The organism is Clostridium sp. YIM B02500 (genome assembly GCF_022324665.1).
GTDB lineage: Bacteria > Bacillota > Clostridia > Clostridiales > Clostridiaceae > Clostridium > Clostridium beijerinckii.
The window spans coordinates 1-25,175 of record NZ_JAKGTE010000011.1 but is presented as its reverse complement, the minus strand read 5'-3'; the positions used below and the strand labels follow the sequence as shown (position 1 = coordinate 25,175).

15 protein-coding genes, 1 tRNA gene, 1 pseudogene and 1 riboswitch are annotated in these 25,175 nt (G+C 29.8%); of the genes and pseudogenes, 6 read left to right on the top strand and 11 right to left on the bottom strand.

From position 1 onward, the window contains the following. Window positions 1-324: 324 nt before the first annotated feature. Entirely contained in the window at window positions 325-2,322 is a 1,998-nt protein-coding gene (locus L1S46_RS11175) for a methyl-accepting chemotaxis protein (protein WP_238900028.1), read from the bottom strand. A gap of 1,327 nt (window positions 2,323-3,649) precedes the next feature. Here L1S46_RS11175 and L1S46_RS11170 point away from each other — a divergent pair. The 3 genes and pseudogenes from L1S46_RS11170 to L1S46_RS11160 all read left to right on the top strand — a co-directional run. Then, window positions 3,650-4,087 (top strand): MarR family transcriptional regulator, encoded by a 438-nt coding sequence (locus L1S46_RS11170; RefSeq protein ID WP_238900027.1) that lies wholly within the window; start codon window positions 3,650-3,652, stop codon window positions 4,085-4,087. 1 nt (window position 4,088) lies between these two features. Next, complete coding sequence (locus tag L1S46_RS11165) at window positions 4,089-6,338, top strand: excinuclease ABC subunit UvrA (protein ID WP_238900026.1); 2,250 nt, start codon at window positions 4,089-4,091, stop codon at window positions 6,336-6,338. 460 nt (window positions 6,339-6,798) lie between these two features. Continuing rightward, window positions 6,799-7,938, top strand: a pseudogene (locus L1S46_RS11160) (site-specific integrase); the annotation flags it as partial. Window positions 7,939-8,038: 100 nt separating this feature from the next. On the opposite strand, the gene L1S46_RS11155 reads toward L1S46_RS11160, so the two are convergent. Continuing rightward, a tRNA-Arg gene (locus tag L1S46_RS11155) sits at window positions 8,039-8,113 on the bottom strand. A 308-nt stretch (window positions 8,114-8,421) separates the two neighbouring features. Next, complete coding sequence (locus L1S46_RS11150; RefSeq protein WP_238900025.1) at window positions 8,422-10,812, bottom strand: HAD-IC family P-type ATPase; 2,391 nt, start codon at window positions 10,810-10,812, stop codon at window positions 8,422-8,424. A 230-nt stretch (window positions 10,813-11,042) separates the two neighbouring features. Between L1S46_RS11150 and L1S46_RS11145 the strand changes: the two genes are divergently transcribed. Further along, window positions 11,043-11,765 carry a lysophospholipid acyltransferase family protein gene (locus L1S46_RS11145; RefSeq protein WP_238900024.1) on the top strand — a complete coding sequence of 241 codons (723 nt, stop codon included), beginning with the start codon at window positions 11,043-11,045 and terminating at the stop codon, window positions 11,763-11,765. Between the two features lie 222 nt (window positions 11,766-11,987). Beyond that, window positions 11,988-13,565, top strand: coding sequence for a DEAD/DEAH box helicase (locus L1S46_RS11140; RefSeq protein ID WP_238900023.1), 1,578 nt, complete (start codon window positions 11,988-11,990; stop codon window positions 13,563-13,565). A 147-nt stretch (window positions 13,566-13,712) separates the two neighbouring features. Here the strand turns inward: L1S46_RS11140 and L1S46_RS11135 are convergent, their stop codons facing one another. Beyond that, a complete protein-coding gene (locus L1S46_RS11135) occupies window positions 13,713-14,225 on the bottom strand; it encodes an Hsp20/alpha crystallin family protein (protein ID WP_238900022.1) in 513 nt (170 codons plus the stop codon). Between the two features lie 269 nt (window positions 14,226-14,494). Here L1S46_RS11135 and L1S46_RS11130 point away from each other — a divergent pair, with 269 nt between their 5' ends. Then, window positions 14,495-16,621, top strand: coding sequence for a sigma-54-dependent transcriptional regulator (locus L1S46_RS11130; protein ID WP_238900021.1), 2,127 nt, complete (start codon window positions 14,495-14,497; stop codon window positions 16,619-16,621). Window positions 16,622-17,112: 491 nt separating this feature from the next. Here L1S46_RS11130 and L1S46_RS11125 read toward each other — a convergent pair whose 3' ends face one another. From L1S46_RS11125 to L1S46_RS11095, 7 genes are all read right to left on the bottom strand, one after another. Beyond that, window positions 17,113-17,745 carry an HDIG domain-containing metalloprotein gene (locus L1S46_RS11125; RefSeq protein ID WP_077830643.1) on the bottom strand — a complete coding sequence of 211 codons (633 nt, stop codon included), beginning with the start codon at window positions 17,743-17,745 and terminating at the stop codon, window positions 17,113-17,115. A 254-nt stretch (window positions 17,746-17,999) separates the two neighbouring features. Then, entirely contained in the window at window positions 18,000-18,338 is a 339-nt protein-coding gene (locus L1S46_RS11120) for a P-II family nitrogen regulator (protein WP_012061182.1), read from the bottom strand. Window positions 18,339-18,486: 148 nt separating this feature from the next. After that, window positions 18,487-19,731, bottom strand: a complete 1,245-nt coding sequence (locus L1S46_RS11115) for an ammonium transporter (protein WP_012061183.1) — start codon at window positions 19,729-19,731, stop codon at window positions 18,487-18,489. 294 nt (window positions 19,732-20,025) lie between these two features. Further along, window positions 20,026-20,985, bottom strand: a complete 960-nt coding sequence (locus tag L1S46_RS11110) for an aminoglycoside phosphotransferase family protein (RefSeq protein WP_023974954.1) — start codon at window positions 20,983-20,985, stop codon at window positions 20,026-20,028. A gap of 162 nt (window positions 20,986-21,147) precedes the next feature. Continuing rightward, entirely contained in the window at window positions 21,148-22,803 is a 1,656-nt protein-coding gene (locus tag L1S46_RS11105; protein WP_238900020.1) for a SulP family inorganic anion transporter, read from the bottom strand. A 191-nt stretch (window positions 22,804-22,994) separates the two neighbouring features. Further along, on the bottom strand, window positions 22,995-23,864 hold the full coding sequence (gene dapA, locus L1S46_RS11100; protein ID WP_012061186.1) for a 4-hydroxy-tetrahydrodipicolinate synthase: 870 nt from the start codon (window positions 23,862-23,864) through the stop codon (window positions 22,995-22,997). 145 nt (window positions 23,865-24,009) lie between these two features. Then, a riboswitch (Lysine riboswitch) is annotated at window positions 24,010-24,176 on the bottom strand. Window positions 24,177-24,211: 35 nt separating this feature from the next. Next, window positions 24,212-24,988 (bottom strand): TSUP family transporter, encoded by a 777-nt coding sequence (locus L1S46_RS11095; protein ID WP_012061187.1) that lies wholly within the window; start codon window positions 24,986-24,988, stop codon window positions 24,212-24,214. Between the last annotated feature and the right edge of the window lie 187 nt (window positions 24,989-25,175).

Genomic DNA, 25,175 nt, shown 5'->3' with positions numbered 1-25,175 from the left:
TTCTCAGATTATTTCTGAAGATTGACATTAAAGTCATTTATATCAGTGTTATTTTTCTTTAGTTTTTAGGCATAAAAAGGGCATCCAATTTCTTAGATGCCTTATCCCTTATTAATTTTACTTCATCAGAAATTCTTTTTAACATAAAAAATACTCCTCCTTATAATAGACATTTTATTATTTTATGTGTCTACCATAAAGGGAGTATATAATTTAGCTTCTTAACAACTTATTTTTACTTAAAATCTCCAATTATAGTATTGAGATTATTTTTTCCACAGATCGGCACCCTCGAGAGGTACTCCTGCAGCTGATCCCTCTAAATTATACTGTGAATCTATCTATTTCTTTCTTCAATTTTTCAGCTAAATGCTGTAAATCTTCCGTCTGCTGACTAAATCCGTTCATTGTAGCAGACACTTCTTCTGCTGATGCAGTTACTTCCTCTGTTGATGAAGCTGTTTCCTCAGAAATAGCTGAGCTATTTTCTATTTGAGTAACAAAGACCTGCTTTTGAGCTTGCATATCATCTATTGAAATTTTAACCTCTCCAACCTTTTCTGTTAAGCTTGTAATAGATAATAATATATCAGTAAATATCGATTCGGTTCTTATTACAGCTTCATTTTGTTCAGAATTGATTTGCTTATTATTATCCATTGCCTCTACAGCTATCTCTGCCTTGGACTTAATAGTACCTATTATAGACTTAATTTGTTCTGTAGAATTTTGTGATTCTTCTGCAAGTTTTCTAATTTCTTCAGCTACTACGGCAAAACCCTTACCTGCTTCTCCTGCACGTGCTGCTTCAATAGATGCGTTTAGTGCCAAAAGATTTGTTTGCTCTGTTATTTCCGTTATAGCATTAGAAATTGAACTAATCAGCTGTACACTTTCATTCACACTTAAAACTATATCCGATACTTTTGTTGTAGCCTCCATTGTTTCATTATTTTTATTAATCAATACATTTACAGTATTTATTCCTTGTTTACTTAATCTTTTAGTTTCTTCTGATACATCACTCATATCTTCAGTCGTATCTGCAATTTTATCTAATTTTTTAGATAATTCCTCAATACCAGTTGCAGTTTCTTGAGAATTTTCAGCTAAACTGACAGCTCCTTGAGATATTTCTGAAACAGCAAATGAAACTTGTGCCATTGAAGCTGTTGTTTCTTCTGCCATACTTGAGATATTTGCAGTCGTCTCAAATACTGTATTGGAAGTTTGCTTTGCACTTTCTAATAGTTCACCTATATTTTTAATCATAGAATTATAGTCATTTGCAAGTTGACCAAGCTCATCCTTTGATTTAACCTCTACAACTCCTGATAAATCTCCCTCCGAAGCTTTAGCAAATACTTCTTTTAAATTTTGAATATTAGTCGCAAGACCCTTACTTAATATCAACGATAAAATAATTGCAATTATTGCAATTATAACTGTTATTATGGCAGTAGTTAATAGTATTGCTCTCGTATCATTTGACAATTCACTTTCTTCCAGCCCAGCTATTAGCTTCCACCCTGTGATTTCATTAGTTTCATACACACCAAATTTGGGTATTCCATGATAATCATAAGTAATGAATCCATCTTTGCTAGACTTAACTTCATTCCAATAAGATAATTTTGTAACTGTATCTTCACCAATTAAGCTTTTATCGGCATGAGCTATCATTACTCCATCTGCGTCAGTAATAAATACAACTCCTGAATTTCCTATTTTTTTTTCTGCTATACGTTCCGAAAGTGTACTTAATGTACAATCCATTCCAACAACACCTACAATTTGGCCATCCTTTACAACTGCTTGTGTAATACCCACAACAGTATTTCCTGTAGCTGCATCTTTATATGGCTTAGTTATTACAGGTTTTCCTTTTGCCTTTATTGCTTCTTGATACCAAGATCTTTTAGTTGCATCATATCCCTCTGGCATATTTGTTTCTGGATATATTGCAAACTTACCAGATGCACTTCCATAATATGTATCAAAAATATCTTTATTACTTTCTTTTAGGTTTTTTAATAAATTAGGTATGTAATCAAAATTATTTCCATAATCAACGTTCACTAGGTTATAATCATTTGATAACATTGTAATTCTTTCTGTAAATCCAGCAAAATAGTTATTTAATCCGCTATTCACCTCAGAAAGTGTCTGTTCACTTGTAATATCTAATTTTTTGCTAAGTATTGATTTTGATTGATTATAGGAAATTACTCCCACTATAATCAATGGTATTACACAAATCAGAACTAAACTAAGAATTAATCTTATTCTAATACTGCGTAAATTCAATTTTTTTTGTGACATTTTTTCTCCCCCTTATCTTCCCTACTAAAGCAAAAACTGATAATTCCAGTATAAAGCTTCTTATTCCAATTATTATCATTTTTTGCAAAAGCAACAAGAATCATTTACGTTATTGTCAAATATATATTAATAATATCACACTAGAGATGTAATTATGCTAATATTTATCCATGCTTTTATTTTAGCACTTAAAGTTTTTATATATTTACCTTCTAGCTTATAAATAAAACATCTTTTTACTTTATAAAAACAATATAACGTACATATAAAAGAACTAAAAGTGATAACAAATAATTAAAGTAATAAACGTACTCACCCATAATTCTACCTTTACTGTATTGCCTAGATAATCGAATAATATATTGCCTCTTGTTAATACTACTAAGAAAATCATAAATGCATCCATTATTAACAAGCTGTACATAGCCCACGTTATAATTATCTCAAAAATTGATTGCTTTCTTGGAACATTTTTATAATTTGCCTTAGCTGTTTAAATAAAAAAATCTCTAGGTATTTTTATATAAAAACTTAGTACGGCTCCTACTGTAGTTAATGTTAATAGTAAATTTCTTAAATAGTTAATCATTATTCCTCCATATCTGTATATATAATATTGCACATTTATACATATATTCAAGAAAATAAATAATGTATTCATATATATTTTTATTAACCATATTATACTTAAGTACTTTTGTATGGCGTTTATATAGATATCGCATCATAATTTATTTGATATGTCTTAAATTTATAGTGTAATATTCTTTTTTATCCTGTTCATATGGTATTTATACTACTATTACCCTATAGGCTTTAATAGAACAAGAATACTAAAAAAATAATTGTATTGCTTGTATATGCAATATATACAAAACTTCACATAAAATAAAGCACCTATATTTCTATAGATGCTTTTATAACCTACGATTTCTGGATTCGATTAAATCATTTCCCTCTTAGTATTTGTTTCCCTCTAACCACTAGTATTCAAGCCATTTTATCAGTTCTATTACAGCTTAGTATTTTCTATAATTTGTGCAATGCACTGCACCATTATTGCACCATTGATTTAATATTTGTTTAGCAAGAACATACCTTTCTTATTATAATAATGCAAAAAAACTGTAGCTTATTTATTCAATTAGCTACAGGCTTTTATGATAATCCCAACGGGATACGTCAAGCATATTCAGCTATGTTCATCTATATTGATTTACTATTGTTATTCTAAAAATAGTTTCCATATTGCAATCATTTTGCAAAAATGTTAAAATAGTTTCCATAAAGAAACTACTTTTATAAATATTAAGGAGATACTTACTTTATGAACAAACAATTATATACTTCTAAATTAGAAGAGGGATTATCAAGACTTCAATGTGAACTTGTTGCCGAAAGGAATACTATAAATACAGAGAATATTTCTTGGTTTCAATATGATTTATTAGAATCCTTATATCACACAAATGGAAGTCGCCCTGCAGAATTAAGCATTAACTTAGGTGTTTCACGTTCTAAAATATCTAAGGGATTAAAAGCTCTTAAAGATAAGGGATATGTAAAACAAGAAAAAAGCAATTCCGATGCAAGGGCACTTTGGACAGCATTAACAGATAAAGGTTTCAAATTTTTAAAAGAAATAAAAAAAGGTCATGAACATTTAGCTAAAATTGCATCCTCTGCCTTAACTCCAAGTGAACAAAAACTTTTTGCTGAGCTATGCCTAAAAGTGAGCAGTGCTTTTGAAGAGAGAAGGCGCTAATATGTCAAAAGAACTGATTGAAATCTTCCATGCAAATGAAAATAATCTTAAGGATATATCTATAAATATACCTAAGAAGAAAATCACAATAATTACAGGTTTATCTGGTTCAGGGAAGTCTTCTCTAATCTTCGATACCTTAGCTGCTGAATCTCAAAGGATGTTAAATGATACATATTCCGCTTATGTTCAACAATTATTACCTCACTATGGCAGACCTAATGTTGAAAAAATCAACAATCTTCCTGTTTCTATAATTATAGACCAAAAGAAAATAGGTGGAAATGCACGTTCAACAGTTGGTACCGTCACTGATATATATACCTTACTGCGCCTTCTGTTTTCTAGAATAGGGAAACCTTTTGTTGGCTACTCAATGAATTTTTCTTTTAATAATACAAATGGTATGTGTACTTACTGCCAAGGATTAGGAGTAATTAAAGATATTGATATTCATAAATTAATAGACTTTGACAAAAGCTTAAATAATGGTGCTATTAAGTTTCCAACATTTCAACCCGGAGGATGGAGATTAAGCCGTTATACAGAGTCTGGTTATTTTGATATTGAAAAACCAATTAAAGATTACTCAGATTTAGAACTTAATACTCTACTTTATGAAGAAGAAAAAGCTCCTGATAATCCTACAAGTAATTGGCATAAGACAGCAAAATATATTGGCCTTATTCCAAGAATCAGAAACTCATTCTTAGAAAAAGATCAAAAGCAATATAAAAAAGAGCTTGAGCAGCTTGTTGATGAACAAATCTGTCCTCATTGTAATGGAAAACGTCTTAATGATACTATTTTGTCCTGCAAAATCAATGAAAAGTCAATTGGTGATTGTAATGATATGTCAATAAGTGAATTGAAGTCTTTTCTTAAATTAGTCCATGAGCAAAAAGTTCAAACAGTTATTGATGATATTCTCAAGAGTTTACGTACATTAGAAGAAGTTGGATTAAATTATCTTACATTGAATCGTACAACTAATACTTTATCTGGTGGTGAATCTCAGCGAATTAAAATGTCAAAACATTTAAACAGCAGTCTGAGTGATGTTCTCTATATATTCGATGAACCTAGCATTGGATTACATCCTCATGATATAACTGGTATAAATAAGATATTCAAAGGGCTTAAAGAAAAAGGAAATACAGTTATAATTGTGGAACATGATCCTGATGTAATAAATATAGCAGATCACATTATTGACATGGGGCCTGAATCAGGAGTTAAAGGTGGAGAAATTACTTTTGAAGGTACATATAAGCAGCTCTTAAATAGTGATACTTCCACTGGAAATGCTTTATCTAATAAACATGAAATAATTACAGAAAATAAGGAGTTTCACGAATTCTACGAGCTTAATAATGCAAATATGTTTAATTTGAAAAATATTTCTATAAAAATACCTGGGAATGCCTTAACAGTTGTAACTGGAGTAGCCGGTTCAGGTAAAAGTACATTGATTACACGTCTTTTCCTTGACAAGTATCCAAACAGTATACTCTTAGACCAAAAAAGAGTCCATACCTCTTCTCGCTCAATACTCGCAACATACATGGGCTTTTTTGATAAAATTAGAGCCATCTTTGGTAAAGCAAATAGTAAATCACCTTCACTATTCAGCTTTATTGGAGAAGGCGCATGTCCTTTGTGTAAGGGAAAAGGTATAATAAAAACAGATTTAGCTTTTATGGATGATGTTGAAGAAACTTGCGAATTATGTGATGGAACAAGATACAAACAAGAAATATTAAATTATAAGTACAGTTCATATACAATAAGTGATATCCTTAACCTCTCTGTTGATGAAGCTTTGGCAGTCTTTATTGACAAAGAGCTAAATAAAATATTGTATACTATTTCTGAAGTAAATCTAGGGTATATTAAACTCGGTCAATCTCTTGACACAATGTCAGGTGGAGAACTTCAAAGATTAAAAATTGCTGTAACTCTTTTAAATAACGCTGGTGAAATTTACATATTGGATGAACCAAGCACAGGCTTGCATGAGTCCGATATAAAAAATTTGATAAAGTTATTTAATAAATTAATTAATAAAGGAAAAACAGTTATAATTTTAGAACATAATTTAAGTATAATGTGCAAAGCTGACTGGATTATTGATTTAGGTCCACTAGGCGGCTTTAATGGAGGAGAGCTTGTTTATATAGGCTATCCTAGCGGCATTACAAAATGTTCTTCATCTTTTACAGGAAAAAGATTATTAGAATATATATCTTAAAATATATATTAAGATAACTGTATAATTTATCTCATTTTGGATATTCTTTAGTATTAAATAAATTTATTATATACTTATATTATTATGCTTTATTAATGGAATAAGTGCCTTAATCATTAGTAATTCTAGTGTTAAAGGCACTCCACTTACAAATTTGCTTATACACATGTAAATTTGTCACTTATACTTAATGCTAAATTATTAATACTAACTTGTATAATGTATTAAATATTATTACCGTTGAAAAAATCTCCATTGTTTCCTTCTTTATCGTCAAAGCTTTAATTGCAATTCTTTTATTGTCTTTCTTATACTTATCAATGGCATATTCTTATTAAATCAAGTATACTTATCCTTTAGTTATGATATTGTTCACCCTTCATTATCCCAAGCCTATTTCGTATTTACTTTAGATAAAACTCATTAATAAAATCTATTTTTCTTCATATAATTTAATCCATCAAAGCCCAATTGGAGAGCTACAGTAAGCCTTGGATACACGAATGGTAAAAAGAACGTTGAAAGAAAGCAGGGCTTTAAAACTAAAAAAGAAGCTGAAGCATGGGTTACTGAAGTCTTATCAAAAAGAAATAAAGGATTTATTTCTCCAACTGAAGGTAATACCTTATTTAAGGATTATATATTAAAATGGTTTGACGAATATAAATCTAAACACATAAGCATGAATACCAGGACAAATTATAAGTCAAGAATTGATACTCACATAATGCCAAAATTGGGTGAATATAAGCTAAATAAAATTACTAATGCAATTATTCAAGATTTCTATAATAGCCTTATAGGAGAAGGTCTTAAGCCTTCCAGTGTTAAAAAAATCATGGAAACTATGAATGGTGTTTTAAAATATGCTCAAAAAAGTAAGTTAATATATAACTTACCTACTGACATAGAAAAGCAGCCTATGAATAAGCCTAAAGTCAAGTTTTGGACTAAAGAGGAAATTGATTTTTATTTAGATAAGATTCACGATTCATATCTCTACACACCAATTTTGATAGAAATATTTACTGGCTTGCGTGTTGGAGAACTCTGTGGAATAAGATGGTGTGATATTGATTTCGAAGATAGGTATCTAACTGTTAATAATCAGGTTATTTATGATAGAGAATTAAAAATATTGGTATTTTCAAAAATATTAAAGACTGATACGAGCCATAGAAAGATAACTCTACCTAAAATATTAACTGATTATTTAAAATCAATTAAAGGTGATGCACTTGATACTGATTTTGTAGTATTAGATCGTGAAGGTTCAATGTGTAATCCTAGAAACCTATCAATGAATTTCACTAAATCTATACACAAATATAGAAAATCTATTGATGATTTAAAAAGAGAAGGTAAAAATATTCCTCAAAATTACATGCAGCTCAAACAAATAACATTTCACGCTCTTAGGCATACTCATGCCACATTATTAATATTCAATGGTGAAAATATAAAGGTCATATCAGAAAGACTTGGCCATAAAAATATATCTACTACATTAGATAATTATACTCATGTTATGGAAGATATGAAAAATAGTACTGCAGATTTATTTGATAATATTTTTAGATATATACCTAGTACAACATAGTACAAAAAAGCTGAATGAAAAATTTAGTACAATTTATAGTACAACTTTTTGCATAAGAAAAGGCTTAACCATTGCAGTTAAGCCATTCTTCTTTGCACATTGGTACTCCCAGCGGGAATCGAACCCACATCTATCCCTTAGGAGGGGATTGTTCTATCCATTTAACTATAGGAGCATGATATTTAAATACTCTTTTTGTTTAATTTGTACTTATAAAGTTTATTACAATTATTTGTCATTGTCAAACTAATAATTTATTTTTACATAAAAAAATAAATTATACTAAATATTAAATCTCCGGTTACTACTTTTCTAAAATAAAAATTTTGATAAATGCTTACTAAAATACAGCTATTGTAATCTATTATTCATCTATCTTCATATAAAATTCTAAAATAATAAATCTAGAGTCGTAATGCATTTAATCCAAAACTGTAAAAATGAAGCTTAAATACCCTCTATATGTATTTAAGCTTTATAATTTTAAATTGTTTTAACCTTAAATTTCTTATTAACTCTAACTCTAAATACATCTACAATTTTGGTTATCAGAGGACTGGATGCTATTATTACTGCTAGCGATATGAGCCAATGACTTAATTGTATTTTAGTTAAGCTAAATATATATCTTCCTATTGGTGTTAAGAACCCTAACACTATTATCCCAAACATAGATAAACACATTATCGTTTTAAACTTAGTTAACGGTCTTGCGACTCTAAGCAATACCACCATACTAATTCCAGAAAACATTAGTACTGCTAAAGTTCTACTGTAATCCATTGGGAGATTCATTTGTATTGATATAATAAATGTTATAAGTATAAATATAGCAAGTAATATCCCGTTAGGAATACTAACAGTTAATATTCTTGTTAAAAATCCCTTTTTAACTCCACCCGTGCTAGGCAATAACGCTAAAAAGAATGATGGAATTCCTATAGCGCAACTTCCCACTAATGACAACTGTATTGGAAGTATTGGATACTCTATAAATAATATAGAACATACAAATGATAAAATTATGCAAAATACAGTTTTGGATAAAAATAATTCTGATACCCTCTCCAAATTATTAATTTGCTTTCTTCCCTCTTCAAGAACTTTAGGAAGCGCAGTGAAATCAGATTTCATTAATACTAATTGGGCTACAGCCTTTGTTGCATCGGAGCCATTTGCCATTGCAATGCCGCAATCAGATGATTTTAAAGCAAGTACATCATTTACTCCGTCACCTGTCATTGCAACAGTATGCCCCATCTCCTGAAGAGCTAAAACAATTCTTTTCTTTTGATGCGGAGTAACTCTTCCAAAAACAGTCATCTCCTGAATCAAATTCTTCAATTTTTCATTATCCTCTGGCAACTCTCTTGCATCCACATATTTCTCCCAGCCACTTACGCCTGCTCTTCTTGCGACCTCTGAAACAGTAATAGGACTATCTCCAGAAATAATCTTCACCCCTACGCCTTGACTATCAAAGTACTTTAATACATCAGGTGCTGCTTCTCTTATGATATCCTCAATTAGCAATAGTGCTACACTTTCTATCTTACCTTCTAATTTTTCATTCAAATTATTATGAAGATTTGCTAGTAATAAAACTCTTTTTCCTTTTCTAGCTTCTTCTTTAACTATTTCTTCTATTAACTGATATTCCTTACCCAATATTATTTCCGGTGCGCCAAGTACCCATGTCCCAAGCTTTTCAAAAGTAGCTCCACTCCATTTTCTTTTAGATGAGAAAGCAATTTTGTCTAAAACTTTGATTTCCTTATCATATTCCTTATATTTTTCTAATATAGCTTTCTGAGTTGGATTATTACTTGGTAAATTATTTATTAATGCTACTAATACATTATCTATATCTTCAGAACTTTTAGAACTAATATTCTTAACTTCTGACAATCTTAACTCTCCTTGAGTCAAAGTTCCTGTCTTATCTAAACAAAGTACATCAACTCTTGCTAAGACTTCTGTAGCACTCAACTCTTGAACTAAAGTATCATATTTAGATAATTTTATAATTGACACTATAAATGTGGCACTCGTTAGTAATACTAATCCCTCTGGTATCATTCCTACAATTCCTGATACTGCTCCTATTAATGCATCCTGCCACGTATTCCCTGGTATTCTTAGTTGAGTTACTATTAATAATGCAGATAGAGGAGGTACAATCCATATTATTACTCTAAAAATTTTATCTATTGCTGCTTGTAGCTCTGAATTTATTATTTTAAATTGCTTAGCTTCCTCAGCAAGAGTAGACGAATATGTTTCTTTACCTACTTTTGTAACAATCGCATATCCCTCTCCAGATACTACGAAACTTCCAGATAGCAATGTCTCTTTGTAATTTTTAGATATTGCATCAGCTTCTCCTGTTAACATAGACTCATCTATTTCTAATCCGTTACTATGCAAAACTTCTCCATCAGCCAATACCTGCATGCCGGTTTCCAGATAAATCACATCATCCAATACAATTTCTTCTATTGCAATCTCCTTTATTTCACCATTTCTAAGAACTTTTGCATGCGCAGAACTTATGACTGATAACTTTTCTAATGTGCGCTTAGCTTTAATTTCTTGAACCACTCCAATTAATGTATTTACTATTATAACGCCCACAAATATAGCATTCTTAGGTGATCCTGCTAGAATAATTATTGCTGCAAGTACAAAGTTTATTGCATTAAACCTTGTAAACAAATTAGCTCTTATTATTTGAGGCATAGTTCTTGATGGTGTTTTCGGAATGTGATTTACTTTTCCTTCTTTAATTCTCTGCTTAACTTCTTCAGATGTTAAGCCAATTATAGTTTCAGCATCTTTCTCCTTCATATTCAAAGTATTATTATTTAAATTCATCAAATTTCTCCTGCCTATGTAAATTATTTGCTATACTATTTCATAGAATTATCATTGTCTTATATATTATACATTTTTTAATATTATTTTACCCTAATTATTTACTTAATTTTAAATTAATTTTATTGAATTTTTAATAGGTATGTAATCTATTTAGTCTTTCAATCTATTAATTTTTATACTATACTGATTAGTGTAAAAATTAATAGATTAAGGGTGTGTAATTTTTAATGTTAAGAACTATCTATTTTTATCTCGGATTAATAATAAGTCTTATATTTTCATCTATTTATAGAATTAGAATAAAAATCTTAACCAATAAAGGTGATATTAAAGGAAGAAAATATTTCATTCATAAAGTAAGCCATTCTTGGGGCAAATTTATAATGAAAATATCAGGTGCAAAAATTAATGTTATAGGTTTAGATAATCTTCCAAAAGATAAAACTGTATTATTTGTATCTAATCACCAAAGTAACTTTGATATTCCGTTGCTTCTAAGCTGCATCGACATTCCAAAAGGATTTATTGCAAAAAAGGAGCTTGAAAGGCTACCTCTTATTAGTACTTGGATGAAATATATAAATTGCATTTTTATGGATAGAGATAACTTAAGAAAATCCGCTGAATCAATAGTTGAAGGCGTTAATTTATTAAAGTCTGGTTATTCAATGGTAATATTCCCAGAGGGCACTAGAAGCAAAGGTAAGTCTGTAGATGAGTTTAAAAGTGGAAGCTTTAAGTTGGCTACAAAATCTAAATGTCCTATAGTTCCACTAACCATAAATGGGACATATAAGCTTATGGAAGAAAATAACAATGCAATAAAAAGTGCTGATATAGAATTAGTGATACATCCTGTAATAGATGTTGCTGCTCTAAACAAAGACGAGCTAGAAAAACTCCCTGAAACTGTTCATTCTATCATATCTAGTGCTTGCAAGCTACACTAATATAAAAAGCGAGTTGCCTTAAATTAGGCAGCTTATTTTTATGCATCAATTTAAGTATATTTTATACTAAATGCTGCTAATAATATATTTAGATTATAATATCTTTTGACATGAATTTATCTATTGTGTTATAATGAATTCATTTGACTTATATATAAAAATTTAATATAAGTTATCGAAACAAAAATAACTAATTTTGAAACAAAGAAACGAGGATATTTAATGAATGATAATCAATTTGCTACATTAGGTCTTAAAGAGAGTATTGTTAAGGCAATATCAGACCTTGGTTTTACAAAACCATCTCAAATACAAGAACAAAGTATCCCTGTAACACTTAGTGGCGCTGATTTAATAGGGCAGGCACAAACTGGTACCGGAAAAACTGCAGCTTACAGCTTACCAATTATCACCAAGATGAGTGATAATAAAGGAATCAAATCTCTTATTTTAGCACCAACAAGAGAACTTGCTGTTCAAGTTAATGAGGAGATACAAAGACTTTCTAAATATGAAAAAATTGGAACTCTAGCTGTTTATGGTGGAGATTCAATCGACAGACAAATCAGAGCACTAAGAAAAGGTGATGTCGATATTGTAGTTGGAACACCTGGTAGAATATTAGATCTTGTAAAAAGAAAATGCCTTCATTTAGAAAGTATAGAATTTCTAGTACTAGATGAAGCTGACGAAATGCTTAACATGGGATTCATCGATGATATTCAAGAAATTCTTAGTCATACACCATCTGAAAGACAAACTTTATTATTTTCAGCAACAATGCCTGATCCAATAGCAAAGTTGGCTAAAAAGTATATGAAACCAGATGCTAAACTTGTTAGTATTAAGAGGAGTTCATTAACTGTATCTAAAATTGAGCAAAGTTATTTTATGATTAATAATAAGCATAGATTAGAAGCTCTTTGTAGGTTACTTGATCTAGATAATCCTAGTTCGGCTATAATATTCTGCAGAACTAAAAGAGGTGTTGATGAGCTTGTACAAGAGCTACAATCAAAAGGTTATATGGTTGAAGGTATGCATGGAGATATGACACAAGCTCACAGATTAACTACTTTAAATAAATTTAAAGAAGGTACACTAAGCCTATTAATAGCTACTGATGTTGCTGCTAGAGGTATAGATGTAGAAGGTGTGACTCATGTATTTAACTATGATTTACCTCAAGATGTAGAATCATATGTTCACAGAATTGGTAGAACTGGTAGAGCAAATAAAAGCGGTACAGCTTATTCTTTAGTAACTCCAAAGGATTTTTCAATGCTTAAACAAATTCAAAATGTTACTAAAAGTTCAATCACACAAAAGCCAGTTCCAACTGCAGAAGAAATTAATAATAAAAAATTTAAGGACATGATGTCAGAAGTTGAGAGTACTATTAAAGCTGGTGATCTTACTAAGTTTATACCAAGTGCAATAGAATTGACTGAATCTTATGATGCAGTATCAGTTATTTCAGCTCTAATGAAAATGAAGTTTGAAAATGAAATTGTATTTGATTACAGTTCAAACAAATTAGAAGCGCCTAAAAAAGAAGATGTTCGTTTATTTTTCTCTGTCGGCAAAAGAGACGGTTTGACTCCAAAAGTATTAATTAATTATATTAAAGATATGACAAAAGTTAATGCTTCAGCAATTGGTCAAATAGACCTTATGGAAAACTTCTCATTTGTAACTGTTGATGAGTCTATATCTTCTAAAATATTAAAAAATTGTCCTGGTGGAAAAATTAATAAGAAGAAGGTTAATGTTGAAGTTGCTAATAAGCGTAAGAGATAATAAAACTTTTTATTCTTAATACTCTTACTTAAGGGAAGATTTAAATTTAGGTATAATGCCTAGAGCTTATCCTCCCTTTTTTGCTTTTATTATAAAAATAACTACTCTAAAAATAACATTAAAACATTTCATGCTATTCCTTATACATTACTGTATATCCGCATCATCTTGATAAGAATCCACATCTATTATATTCGATGTATTTTCTAACGAATACTTTTTCTGCATTATTATACTAAGAACTCCATTATCAATACTTTTAAGTATCTGATTTGTGTCTATATCCTCAATATCATTAAATTTTTTATTATAAGCCTTCTTAACAAGAGCAGTATTAGAAAATATCCCAAATCCACTTTTTTTAATTTCTAATCTATTTAGGTTTATATCTAATATTCCTGGATCATATCTTATGCTTAACTCTCTAAGATCAATACCTTTTAGATCTATAGTTAGATGATACATATCATCATACCGATTAAGTTTTATAAAATTATTATATTCTTCTCTATTTCCTTCATCAGAAGAAATATCCTCATTATTTTTAGCAAATTCATTTATATTAAAGTTATCTAAAAATGAATTCATAATTCCACTTATCTTTTCTATATTGTTTGGATTAAAAACATTATCAAATCCAAAAGTAAAAATTTTAAACATATCTTCCTCCCAATATATTTCTTAACACTTATATAATATTTATAAACTTCCAATTTGTTTAAATCATTTATCTTAATTTTAGTTGTATTTTTAAGCTTTAATTAGTGTATCAATTCTAAATATTACTTAATTTTTTCAAGTGTATAATATCATTACTTTTTAATACTCTATTAATCCAAAGCGTTTCTTTTTTCAATATATATCAATACACTATTGAATAATCTCATATAAGATATTACAATATTTATTATATATAGGAGGATACTATAATGAAGCGTATTGATAAGATTTATAACTATATTTTTAAAAATTCTAGGAACTTTAATAAAGATAAATTTTTAGATCAAAAGGGGTTCAGTGCCCAAGAAATTGGTGAAAAATTAGATATATTAAGGAATAATGTTTCAAAAGAGCTTAATATTCTCTGTAGAGAGAAGAAAATTATAAAAATAAAAAATAGGCCAGTTATGTATTTTGATAGAAGTTGCCTTGAAAATATACTATCTATAAAGCTACCTGAAGATTTAGAGGAAATATCAGATGTTAATATATTACTTTCTTCTCCTTCAAATGCATTTACTGAGAATAAGTCACCTTTTAACTATCTAATTGGCGCTAATACAAGTTTAAAAAATCAAATTGAACAAGCCAAAGCAGCACTGGTGTACCCACCAAACGGATTGCATACATTAATAATTGGTGGTACAGGCGTTGGTAAAAGTTTATTTGCTAACATAATGTATGAATACTCTAAATATATAAAAAGGCTCTCAAAAGATGCTCCTTTCGTTGTTTTTAATTGTGCTGATTATGTTAATAATCCACAACTTCTTCTATCGTATATTTTTGGACACATCGAAGGTTCCTTTATAGGTGCCGATAAAGAGACAGATGGTATTGTTTCAAGAGCCGATGGAGGCATTTTACTCCTTGATGAAATACATAGATTACCACATGAAGCTCAAGAAATGGTATTTCACTTCATGGATACAGGAACTTACAATAAACTTGGCGAAACAGGTAGCACCCGAAGAGCTAGTATACTATTAATAGGTTCCACAACGGAAGATCCTAATTCCACATTACTTAATACTTTCATAAGAAAAATTCCAATAACTATAACTATTCCAAGTTTTGATGAAAGACCAATTGATGATCAAATTGAGTTGATACACTATTTGTTATCAAATGAAGCTCAAAGAGTTAACAAAGCTATTAAGATTTCAGCTGAAGCTATTGAAGCTTTAATAAGAAGTACATCTTACGGAAATGTTGGACAGCTTAAATTGAATATTCAATTAGCGTGTGCAAAAGGATTTTTAAACTGTATTAACACAGATGAATGTATTGATATAAATTTAAACTTATTCCCATCTAATATAAAAAGCAAAATTTTAACTTTTAGCGATAAAGGAACGGTTAATGTAACAGAATGTGATACAATCCCCAACACAATTACAATTCAACCCGATGGTGATAAAACTTTCTTAGAAACTGATGATTATAAACCACCCTTTAATATTTATAACATTGTTGATGATAAAACTTCTGCTCTTCATGAAGAAGGCATGAGCGATGATTATATAAAAGATTTTATAACTACTGACATCAATATTCATTTAAAGCAATTCTATGCTAGGCTTAAAAACTATACAAATCGTCGTGAAGTCTTATTAAAAATTGTCAATAAAGATATTGTTGAATTTGTTGAAGAGATCAAAGCTCTGGCAGAATCCAGATTAAATAGAAAATTAAATGAACGATTTATTTGTGCAGTAAGCCTACATTTTAGCGCTCTGTTTAATAGAATTAAGAAAAGAAAGGTTTCCTTTTCATCACATATTGAGCTACAGTTATCTGTTAACAATAAAGAATATGATGTTGCAACTGAAATCCATCAGTTGACCCAAAAACGTTATAATATGACTATTCCTGCAATTGAGGTTGATTATCTAGCATTGCTTTTAGCTTCAATACAAGAATCCTCTCACCAAGAAAGGGTTGGGATAGTAGTTGCTTCTCATGGTTCGAGTGCAGCAACAAGTATGGTTGCTGTTGCTAGAAAGCTCTTTGATGTTGATAATATTTTAGCTGTAGATATACCTCTTGAAATGACGCCTTCTGATATATTACAAACTGTTATTGAAAAAGTTAAAATAGTCGATGAAGGTAAAGGAGTATTGCTTTTAGTAGATATGGGATCATTAAATAATTTGAGTGATGTTATAAATGAACATACTAACATTAATACTAAAAGTTTAGATATGGTATCAACACAATTAGTTCTAGAGGCTGTTAGATCATGTTCCCTCTATAATACAAATCTAAACACCGTTTATTCTTATCTAATTAATGGTTTTAGAGGCTATGCAAATAACATTATTACTGAATACTAAACTTCATCCAATTCTGAATTTAGTATCAAAATAATCTTGTAAATATTAGATAATATATTATTTCTAAAATACTGTGTATTAAAGCATTAATATACAGTATTGACTTTGTATAATTTCACTCTATTAAATACAATAGAACTGTATTCTTAATAGTATTGAATATTCTCTGACACACTAATGAGGCTGTTAATGCTATATATTAGTATCCAAATAGTAATTAAAAGGTGGTAAAGTAGTGATTTCATTAATTGTAGGCATTTATAAAAATTTTTCAAAAAAGCCTATCAAATCAGCAAAAATGATTTTCGGTACTTAAAAATGTAGACATAGTTATATTAAAATCACGTGAGGATATAGGTAATCTAGTTGGAACATATATTAACACAATTTTCACCTTCAGGTGTTCAATCTCACATAGTTGATTAAATTTGTTAAAAAATGTAGTTAATCTACATTTTTTTTAACAAATTTAATCACTTACATTCAGATGATTATTTATTTTTTCTTTTGAAATCAGTTATTTTTTCTTTAAACTTTCTTACTTCCTCTTTTGTTTTATTTATTTCTATATGATCTAAATTACCTCTACCTAACCTATCTGAGAGGGAAACTAAGAAAATCTCATTTATATCTACATCTCTTAGCATGTCTCCTATATTTTGAAATTTCATATCTTTAGTTACAAATAAACTTTGCATATGCCATCTTACAAGCCCTCTTACTTCATCTATAAAGTTTTCTTCCATATTAAAATATGTAAGAAATTCTCTAGCCATTTCAGCTCCTACACTGTCGTGGTTATAAGATGTTAGTCTTCCTTTTCTTAATTTAGTAGTAGGTTTTTTACCTATATCATGCAATAGAAGCGCCCACATAAATACTCTTTTATCTCTGCTTCTTTCTCTATTTACTGCTCCTTGATCAATAACCATCATTGTATGTACAAAGACGTTCCCTTCCGGATGAAATTTAGGATTCTGATCAACATCTCGTAAGTCACTTATCATTGAAAATGGATAATTATCAAGATTATGATTTTTTAGTGCATTCTCTAAGTAAATAGATGGCTTATCGTCGCTAATTAAACGCTCCTCAATATCTAAAAAAATTTCTTTTTCATTCATAATATACTCCTATTAGACATTTTCTACTGAACCAATAAACTTTATTTTAATTCAACAATATTAGTATATCTAATATCAAAATTATTAAACTCAGAAGTTTTTAAAAAGTCACTTTCAATATTAATACATTATTTATATATAGAAAATAGTAGGTAAATCTATATCAAAACAGATCAACCTACTATTTTCTATATATTTTATTCTTATTGCTTACTGCAAGTTAGATTCTATATTAATTGGTGAATACTTTATTTCTATAAAGCTGAATTTCCTCTCTCACCTGTTCTAATTCTTATAGCATCTGCAATATCAATTATAAATATTTTTCCGTCTCCAACTTCACCAGTCCTAGCAATTGAAGTAATAAGTTCAATTACATCTTCTACCTTATCATCTTCTACAACTATTTTAACTTCTATCTTTGGTAATACATTTGTTGTTATTTCAGTACCCCTATGATATTCCTTCCAGCCACGTTGTTGTCCACATCCCATAACTTGACTTATAGTAACACCATTTATATTTTTATTCTTTAATGCTTCTTTAACTTCTTCAAGCTTCGAAGGTCTTACAATAGCTTCTACTCTTTTCATAATATACTTCCTCCCTAATCATCTATATAATGTATAATATTATTTTAACAATATATATCTAAAAATTATACAACTAATTTTTATACAAATACTTTATCACAATATATACATTACACAATACTATAAAGTTTCATGGATATATTAATATTTAGTCTAATCCAGTAAACGCTGGGTATGCTGTTTCACCATGCTCAGCGACATCAAGACCATCAGCTTCTTCTGCACTTTCAACTCTAATAGTCATAAATAATTTCATAACTTTCAAGATAATAAATGTCATAACCGCTGCAAAAACTATTGTTATTGCTATACCTTCTATTTGAGCTATTAAAAGCTTAATATCTCCAAAGAAAAGACCATTCCATTGTGCTACAGAGTTTATTGCTGTTTGTCCAAATAGACCTGTTGCAATACCTCCCCAAACTCCTCCAATTCCATGACATCCAAAGGCATCTAATGCATCATCATATCCGAATTTAGATTTAACTGCAGTCATGAAGAAGAAGCATATTGGAGATACTATAGCGCCTATTATAATTGAACTCCAAAGGGGAACGAATCCAGCCGCCGGTGTTATTGCAACTAATCCTACAACAGCTCCTGTTGCAGCTCCGAGTATTGTTGGCTTTCCATGTTTTATTTTCTCAATTAGCATCCATGAAAGTAATGCTGACGCTGCCGCAGTATTTGTTGTCATGAAAGCATGAACTGCAAGTGGACCAGCATTTAATGCACTACCTGCATTGAATCCAAACCAACCAAACCAAAGTAATGCGGCTCCAAGAACTACAAATGGAATATTGTGTGGCTTATATGACATCATACCATATCCACGTCTTTTACCTAATACAATACAAGCTACAAGTCCTGAAACTCCTGAACTTATATGAACTACATCTCCACCAGCAAAATCAACTGCTCCTAAAGAGTTTATTAATCCACCTGAACCCCACACCATATGTGCTAGTGGGTAGTATACTAAAATTGACCACAATGCTATGAATATAAATAGTGCTGAGAATCTCATTCTTCCTACTAAAGATCCTGTTATAAGAGCCGGAGTGATTATTGCAAACATCATTTGAAATGCTGCAAAAAGCTCATGTGGTATAGTAGGTGCATACGATGAAGGATCTCCACCTACTCCATTAAATCCAAAAAAGTTAAGTCCTCCTATTACTCCTCCAATATTATCCCCAAATGCTAGTGAGTAGCCTATTAAAACCCACATTACAGATGCTAATCCACAAATAAAGAATGAAGACATTAACGTATTTAAAACATTTTTTCTACGAACCATTCCACCATAAAAGAATGCAAGTCCTGGTGTCATTAAAAGTACAAGTGCTGAACAAATCAATATAAAACTGCTATCGCCAAAATTAATTTCCATAAAAAATCCCCCTTAAATATAGTAAGTTTAAGATATAAATTGCTAATTAACATCTTGAAATTACTTAAATTTTTTCAAATAACTGTTAATAGAGAGATAACTGCGCACATTATCTAAAAATCAATTTAATAGTCTCTTAGAATTATAATTATAATTTTTATAAATGAAAAAAGGTGCTTGAGAAATATACTTTCGAGTATATTTCTCAAACACCATTGTTCTTATTGATAGTATATTATCTCCATATAAAATTGTCAACATTTTTTTCAAGGGAGATTTAATTTTGTTTAACATCTAATCAAAAACACTTAATGTATTAATTATTATTTTTTTTATGTTTTCATGCTTAATTGGCATTTCCTCATTCGTTCCTATTAATTGAATCAAATTTACGAGATCTCTTAGCTTACTTATGTTATACCAATTTTGAGTAAGCTTATAATCTGAAAATTTATTATACTCATATTCAAATGCCTCAATTAATTTTCTATTAAAATATTCTTCATATCTAAAGAACTGTCCTATATCTGCTAAAGGGTGCCCTGCTATTACGAACTCCCAATCTAATATACCTGCTAGCATTTTATTTTTTATTATTATATTAGTCCCCTGAAAATCGCCATGAACAAGCCTAGGATCCTTATCTAAATCTCTTAATGCTTTTTCATTCTTCCTAACTACGCGATTAATGTCATTTACAATAGTTTTTCCTAAACGCTTCTTAGCTATATCTCCCATGAAGCTTTCATACCATGAAACAAGTGGTGGTAGTTCTTCTCTTATATGTAAACATTCATCTAAAGCCCCAACCTTAGAAAACTTATAGCTATGTATTTTAGCTAAAGCCCTTGCAACGTTTCTAACAAAACTATCCTCCAAACTATAACCTTCTCTTATAGCCTGCCCTATAGTCTTTCCCTCAATATATTCATAAATGGCATATTCTCTGTTTCCAATATCCTCATCTTCACTTACTCTATATACTTCTGGTACAGGTACGAACTTAGAGTTTCTTAAAAAATTTAATAATTTAATTTCTTTCTTATAATCCTGCCCCTTTATAAAAAATATTTTTAATATATATTTTTTTTCTAGATTATTAGATTCAACAATATAATTTGTAGTCCTGCACCCAGAATCTATTGGTATAATATTATTAATGTCACATTCTTTCAATATACCTTTAAATAACTTTTTAATCGTTGCACTACTAACTTCCAAAAATGGAAATGTCCTTTCCCATCTATATTCCATGCCTTACCTCTTTATTTATTCAACTTATTGCTTATAATCAAAATTAAATGAAAATATTCTTAAAAAAAGTTTTTTTATGAGTCCCATTACTTTTAAGTAAAATATTAAAATTTACGACAATATCTAAACAATATATTTTATTATTTCCTTGGGAATAATCCACTAGGATACTTCTAATTCCTTTACATAATCATAAGCTTTCTCTATAGCTTCTGTTTTTGTTTCGTATATATGACTTACTCCAATTTTAACTACAAACCCCATCTTATTTAGTACTTTCATAGGTTGATTTTGTACATGTGTTAAGCAAAGTTTTATATTCAACTCATTACAATGTTTAAGTAATCTAGTTAATGCATCTATTGCAGATGCATCTATTGCGTGAGTATGCCTCATGTCTAAAATTACAACCCCCACTGAAGATTCAATTTCCTTCATTTTATCAAAAAACTCATTTACTACTCCAAAGAACATCGGACCATTTACTTGATATACGCGTATTCTTCCATCTGCTTTTTCTAGTACAGTATTAGTATCTTTATCAAAAACCTTTTCCTCTACCAAATCTCTGATTTTAGTAGTATCAGATACTCTCTTCATAAATAAAAACATTGTCATAATCATTCCTATTGCTATTGCTACAACTAAGTCAAATATAACCGTACATGTAAATGTAAGTAATAATACAATAACATCACTTTTAGGTGCCTTTAATAATGATTTAAATACTTTCCACTGACTCATATTATAAGCAACTATTATTAAAATTGCTGAAAGTACTGACATTGGTATCATCCTTGCAAGTGGCATCAAAATTAACATAGTAGCTAACAATGTTACAGAATGTACCATACCTGATATTGGACTTCTTCCATTTGATTTTACATTAGCAGCAGTTCTTGCAATCGCACCTGTAGCAGGTATTCCACCAAATATTCCACATATAATATTAGCTAAACCTTGAGCTATAAGTTCCATATTTGAATCATGTTTATCTGATATCATTCCATCCGCTACTGTTGCCGATAATAGTGATTCTAATGCTGCCAGTATAGCAATAGTAATCGATGGAGCAAATAATTTATTTATTACATCCATATTTATCTTAGGGAAAATAGGCATTGGTAATGTTGATGATATCTCTTGAAACCTACTTCCTATAGTCTCTACTGGTATATTAAATATTTTCACAAAAATAGTAGCGACAATTAGCGCAATCATTGATCCAGGTATTGTCTTACTAACTTTAGGCCAAAATATCATTATAAAAATACAGCTTATACCTATTATTAGCGACCATGTATTTAACGTTCCTATATTGGTAAGATAACTTTTCCATTTTGCAAAAAACTCTGCTGGAACATTTTCAATTTTCAATGCTAAAAAATCTTTGACTTCAGTGGATACTAGCGTTACTGCTATACCAGCAGTAAATCCTATTGTTATTGTCTGGGGTATGTACTTAATTAATGAACCAAACTTTAAAATCCCCATTATTATTAACATAATTCCAGCCATTATCGTTGCTACAACAAGTCCACCTATACCATACTCTTGAATAATAGAATAAATTATAACGACAAAAGCCGCTGTAGGTCCACCTATTTGAACTTTACTTCCACCTAAGAGCGAAATAATAAATCCTGCAAATATTGCTGTCGTAAGCCCTTTCTCTGGAGATACTCCCGATGATATTCCAAGTGCTATTGACAACGGTAATGCTATTACAGCTACAATAACGCCAGCTATAATGTCCTTCATAACTTGCTCTCTAGTAATTTCCTTGTTCTTAATCATAGAAAAGAACTTAGGCATCATTTCTAATCACTTCCTTATTAAATTTGTCAGTCTCTATCTTACTCCTAAATGCTAGAGTAGTCAAAATAATCCCTTGTTATTACTACATTACTAGAATAATTTATAGAGAAATTAATAAAAAGTGATTTTTATTAAAGTTAACTTATTCAATTTTTTTAACAATTATCTATAACATAATTATGCTTTTTCTCTTAAATACCTAATATCTTATCTATCTTACTTTCTAGTCCTTTTGTAATGTTCATCAATGGCAATCTAACCTCATCAGAATCTATTAGCCCTAGTTTCTTTAGGCTATATTTAAGAGGTGTTGGGTTGGGTTCTGAAAATAATAGCGGTATCATTTTATATAGAGAATTCCATTTTTTTAGTGCAACTTGATGATCATTAGCCTTAGCTAAGTTATATACCTCAATAAAATCTTTAGTATTTAGATGTGCTGATGCCATTATTCCGCCTTGTCCTCCAAGCATAAGCGTCGTATAAAAATACATATCTTCACCTGTTAAGATGGAAAAATCTTTTGGAGGATTCATTAATAGTTCAGTTGTTTGCTTCATGCTTCCACAGCAGTCTTTTATTCCTATTATGTTTTTTAACTGAGATAATACATGCACAGTTTCATTTTCAATATTAGCTCCAGTTCTATATGGTATATTATAAAGTACTATATCCAAATCAGTTGATTCTGATATACTTTTAAAATGCTCATAAATACCTCTTTGATCTGGTCTCGAATAATATGGTGTAACTGATAGTATTCCATTCACCTTATGCTTTTCTACTAATTTTAGCTTTTTAATTACTTCACTTGTATTATTGCCGCCTAATCCTATGTATACTGGAACTCTATTCTTATTATATTCAACAGTTTTTTCTAAAATTTCTTCATATTCATTCTCTAGTATTGTAGGTGATTCTCCTGTAGTTGCAAGTGGTATAATTCCATTTACTCCTTCTTCTACGTAATGATTAATCATTCTTTCGTAAGATTTAAAATCTACCTTTCCATCTTTAAATGGTGTTAATAATGGTACTAGAACTCCTTCAACCTTTGCCAACTTTTCCAACTCCTCAAATCTATTTTATTAAATAAGAAAACCCGTTAGCATATATACCAACGGGTAGAGTTAACCGCATAAAACTTGTACAAAACTAAAACATAATAATATCATAACTATAACATTATTATCTATAGCTTCACCAAATCCTTGTAGCTCTCCACTTTCGTGACAGTTATGCATATATTTTATGCATACCCAGAAATAAATTTTTGCATAATCTAAATCTTCGGCTATAATACCTTTCTTTATTAGTCAACGTTTGCCAACTCATAATAAATACTCTTTATTAATAGCACCTCTACCTTAGGTTTTCGTTATTACATTATTAAAATTATATCATTTAATTAACTACTTGTAAATAAAATAGCATCTATCACTTTGCCAAATAACATAATTATTACTAATATTATTATCGGCTTTATAATCTTCGCTCCACTTTTAATTGCAAAATGTGCCCCTAAATAATTTCCTAAACTAGCACATATAGCTGCAGGTATACCTATCATAAATAAAACCTTGCCATTTAATATATAAGCTATTAGTGCTGCAAAATTAGATGCCAAATTCACTATCTTAGCATTACCAGACGCAGTTATAAGATTGAATCCTAAAAATGATGTAAAGGCTAAAACTAAAAATGTTCCTGTTCCCGGACCAAAAAATCCATCATAAGCTCCTATTACTAAACCTATTATTCCTGCCACTAAATAAATCTTTCTATGTTCTACTTTCTTTTCGTTATTTTCTACTCCAATTTTTCTATTAAACAAAAGAAAAATTGCAACAATAGGTAAGATGATAATAAGACAGTATTGCAAATACTTTTCATCTAGTAGCAATACTAATTGCGTTCCAAACCAAGATCCTATAATAGCACCTATGGCTGAAATTAATGCTGGTTTAATTTTTATATTACCACTACTTAAAAATTTTATGGAAGCCGCAAATGTTCCAATGCCATTTGCAAACTTATTGGTTCCATATGCCATATGTATTGGCATTCCAGCAAAAATATATGCTGGCAAAGATATTATTCCTCCTCCACCTGCAACAGCATCCACGAAACCTGCGCAAAATACTAATGGGCATATGATAAGCAATGTCATATTATATGAATACATAACCTCTCCTAATGACAATAAGCTAATTATATTCTCTATAAAGATAATTAACTTATTACGACTTTAATAAAACTAAAATAAAAAAGATAGTCATTACAACTATCTTTTGCTTATCTCGCAACGTCCTACTCTGCCACACAGTCTCCCATGCAGTACCATCGGCGCTATAGACCTTAACTTTCCTGTT

Coding starts and splice junctions, on each gene's coding strand:
- L1S46_RS11170 (WP_238900027.1), top strand. CDS start 3,650: ATGAACAAACAATTATATACTTCTAAATTAGAAGAGGGATTATCAAGA.
- L1S46_RS11095 (WP_012061187.1), bottom strand. CDS start 24,988: ATGTATTCATATAATATGACATTGCTTATCATATGCCCATTAGTATTT.
- L1S46_RS11125 (WP_077830643.1), bottom strand. CDS start 17,745: ATGAATGAAAAAGAAATTTTTTTAGATATTGAGGAGCGTTTAATTAGC.
- L1S46_RS11140 (WP_238900023.1), top strand. CDS start 11,988: ATGAATGATAATCAATTTGCTACATTAGGTCTTAAAGAGAGTATTGTT.
- L1S46_RS11175 (WP_238900028.1), bottom strand. CDS start 2,322: ATGTCACAAAAAAAATTGAATTTACGCAGTATTAGAATAAGATTAATT.
- L1S46_RS11150 (WP_238900025.1), bottom strand. CDS start 10,812: ATGAATTTAAATAATAATACTTTGAATATGAAGGAGAAAGATGCTGAA.
- L1S46_RS11130 (WP_238900021.1), top strand. CDS start 14,495: ATGAAGCGTATTGATAAGATTTATAACTATATTTTTAAAAATTCTAGG.
- L1S46_RS11115 (WP_012061183.1), bottom strand. CDS start 19,731: ATGGAAATTAATTTTGGCGATAGCAGTTTTATATTGATTTGTTCAGCA.
- L1S46_RS11145 (WP_238900024.1), top strand. CDS start 11,043: ATGTTAAGAACTATCTATTTTTATCTCGGATTAATAATAAGTCTTATA.
- L1S46_RS11135 (WP_238900022.1), bottom strand. CDS start 14,225: ATGTTTAAAATTTTTACTTTTGGATTTGATAATGTTTTTAATCCAAAC.
- L1S46_RS11105 (WP_238900020.1), bottom strand. CDS start 22,803: ATGATGCCTAAGTTCTTTTCTATGATTAAGAACAAGGAAATTACTAGA.
- L1S46_RS11120 (WP_012061182.1), bottom strand. CDS start 18,338: ATGAAAAGAGTAGAAGCTATTGTAAGACCTTCGAAGCTTGAAGAAGTT.
- L1S46_RS11165 (WP_238900026.1), top strand. CDS start 4,089: ATGTCAAAAGAACTGATTGAAATCTTCCATGCAAATGAAAATAATCTT.
- L1S46_RS11110 (WP_023974954.1), bottom strand. CDS start 20,985: ATGGAATATAGATGGGAAAGGACATTTCCATTTTTGGAAGTTAGTAGT.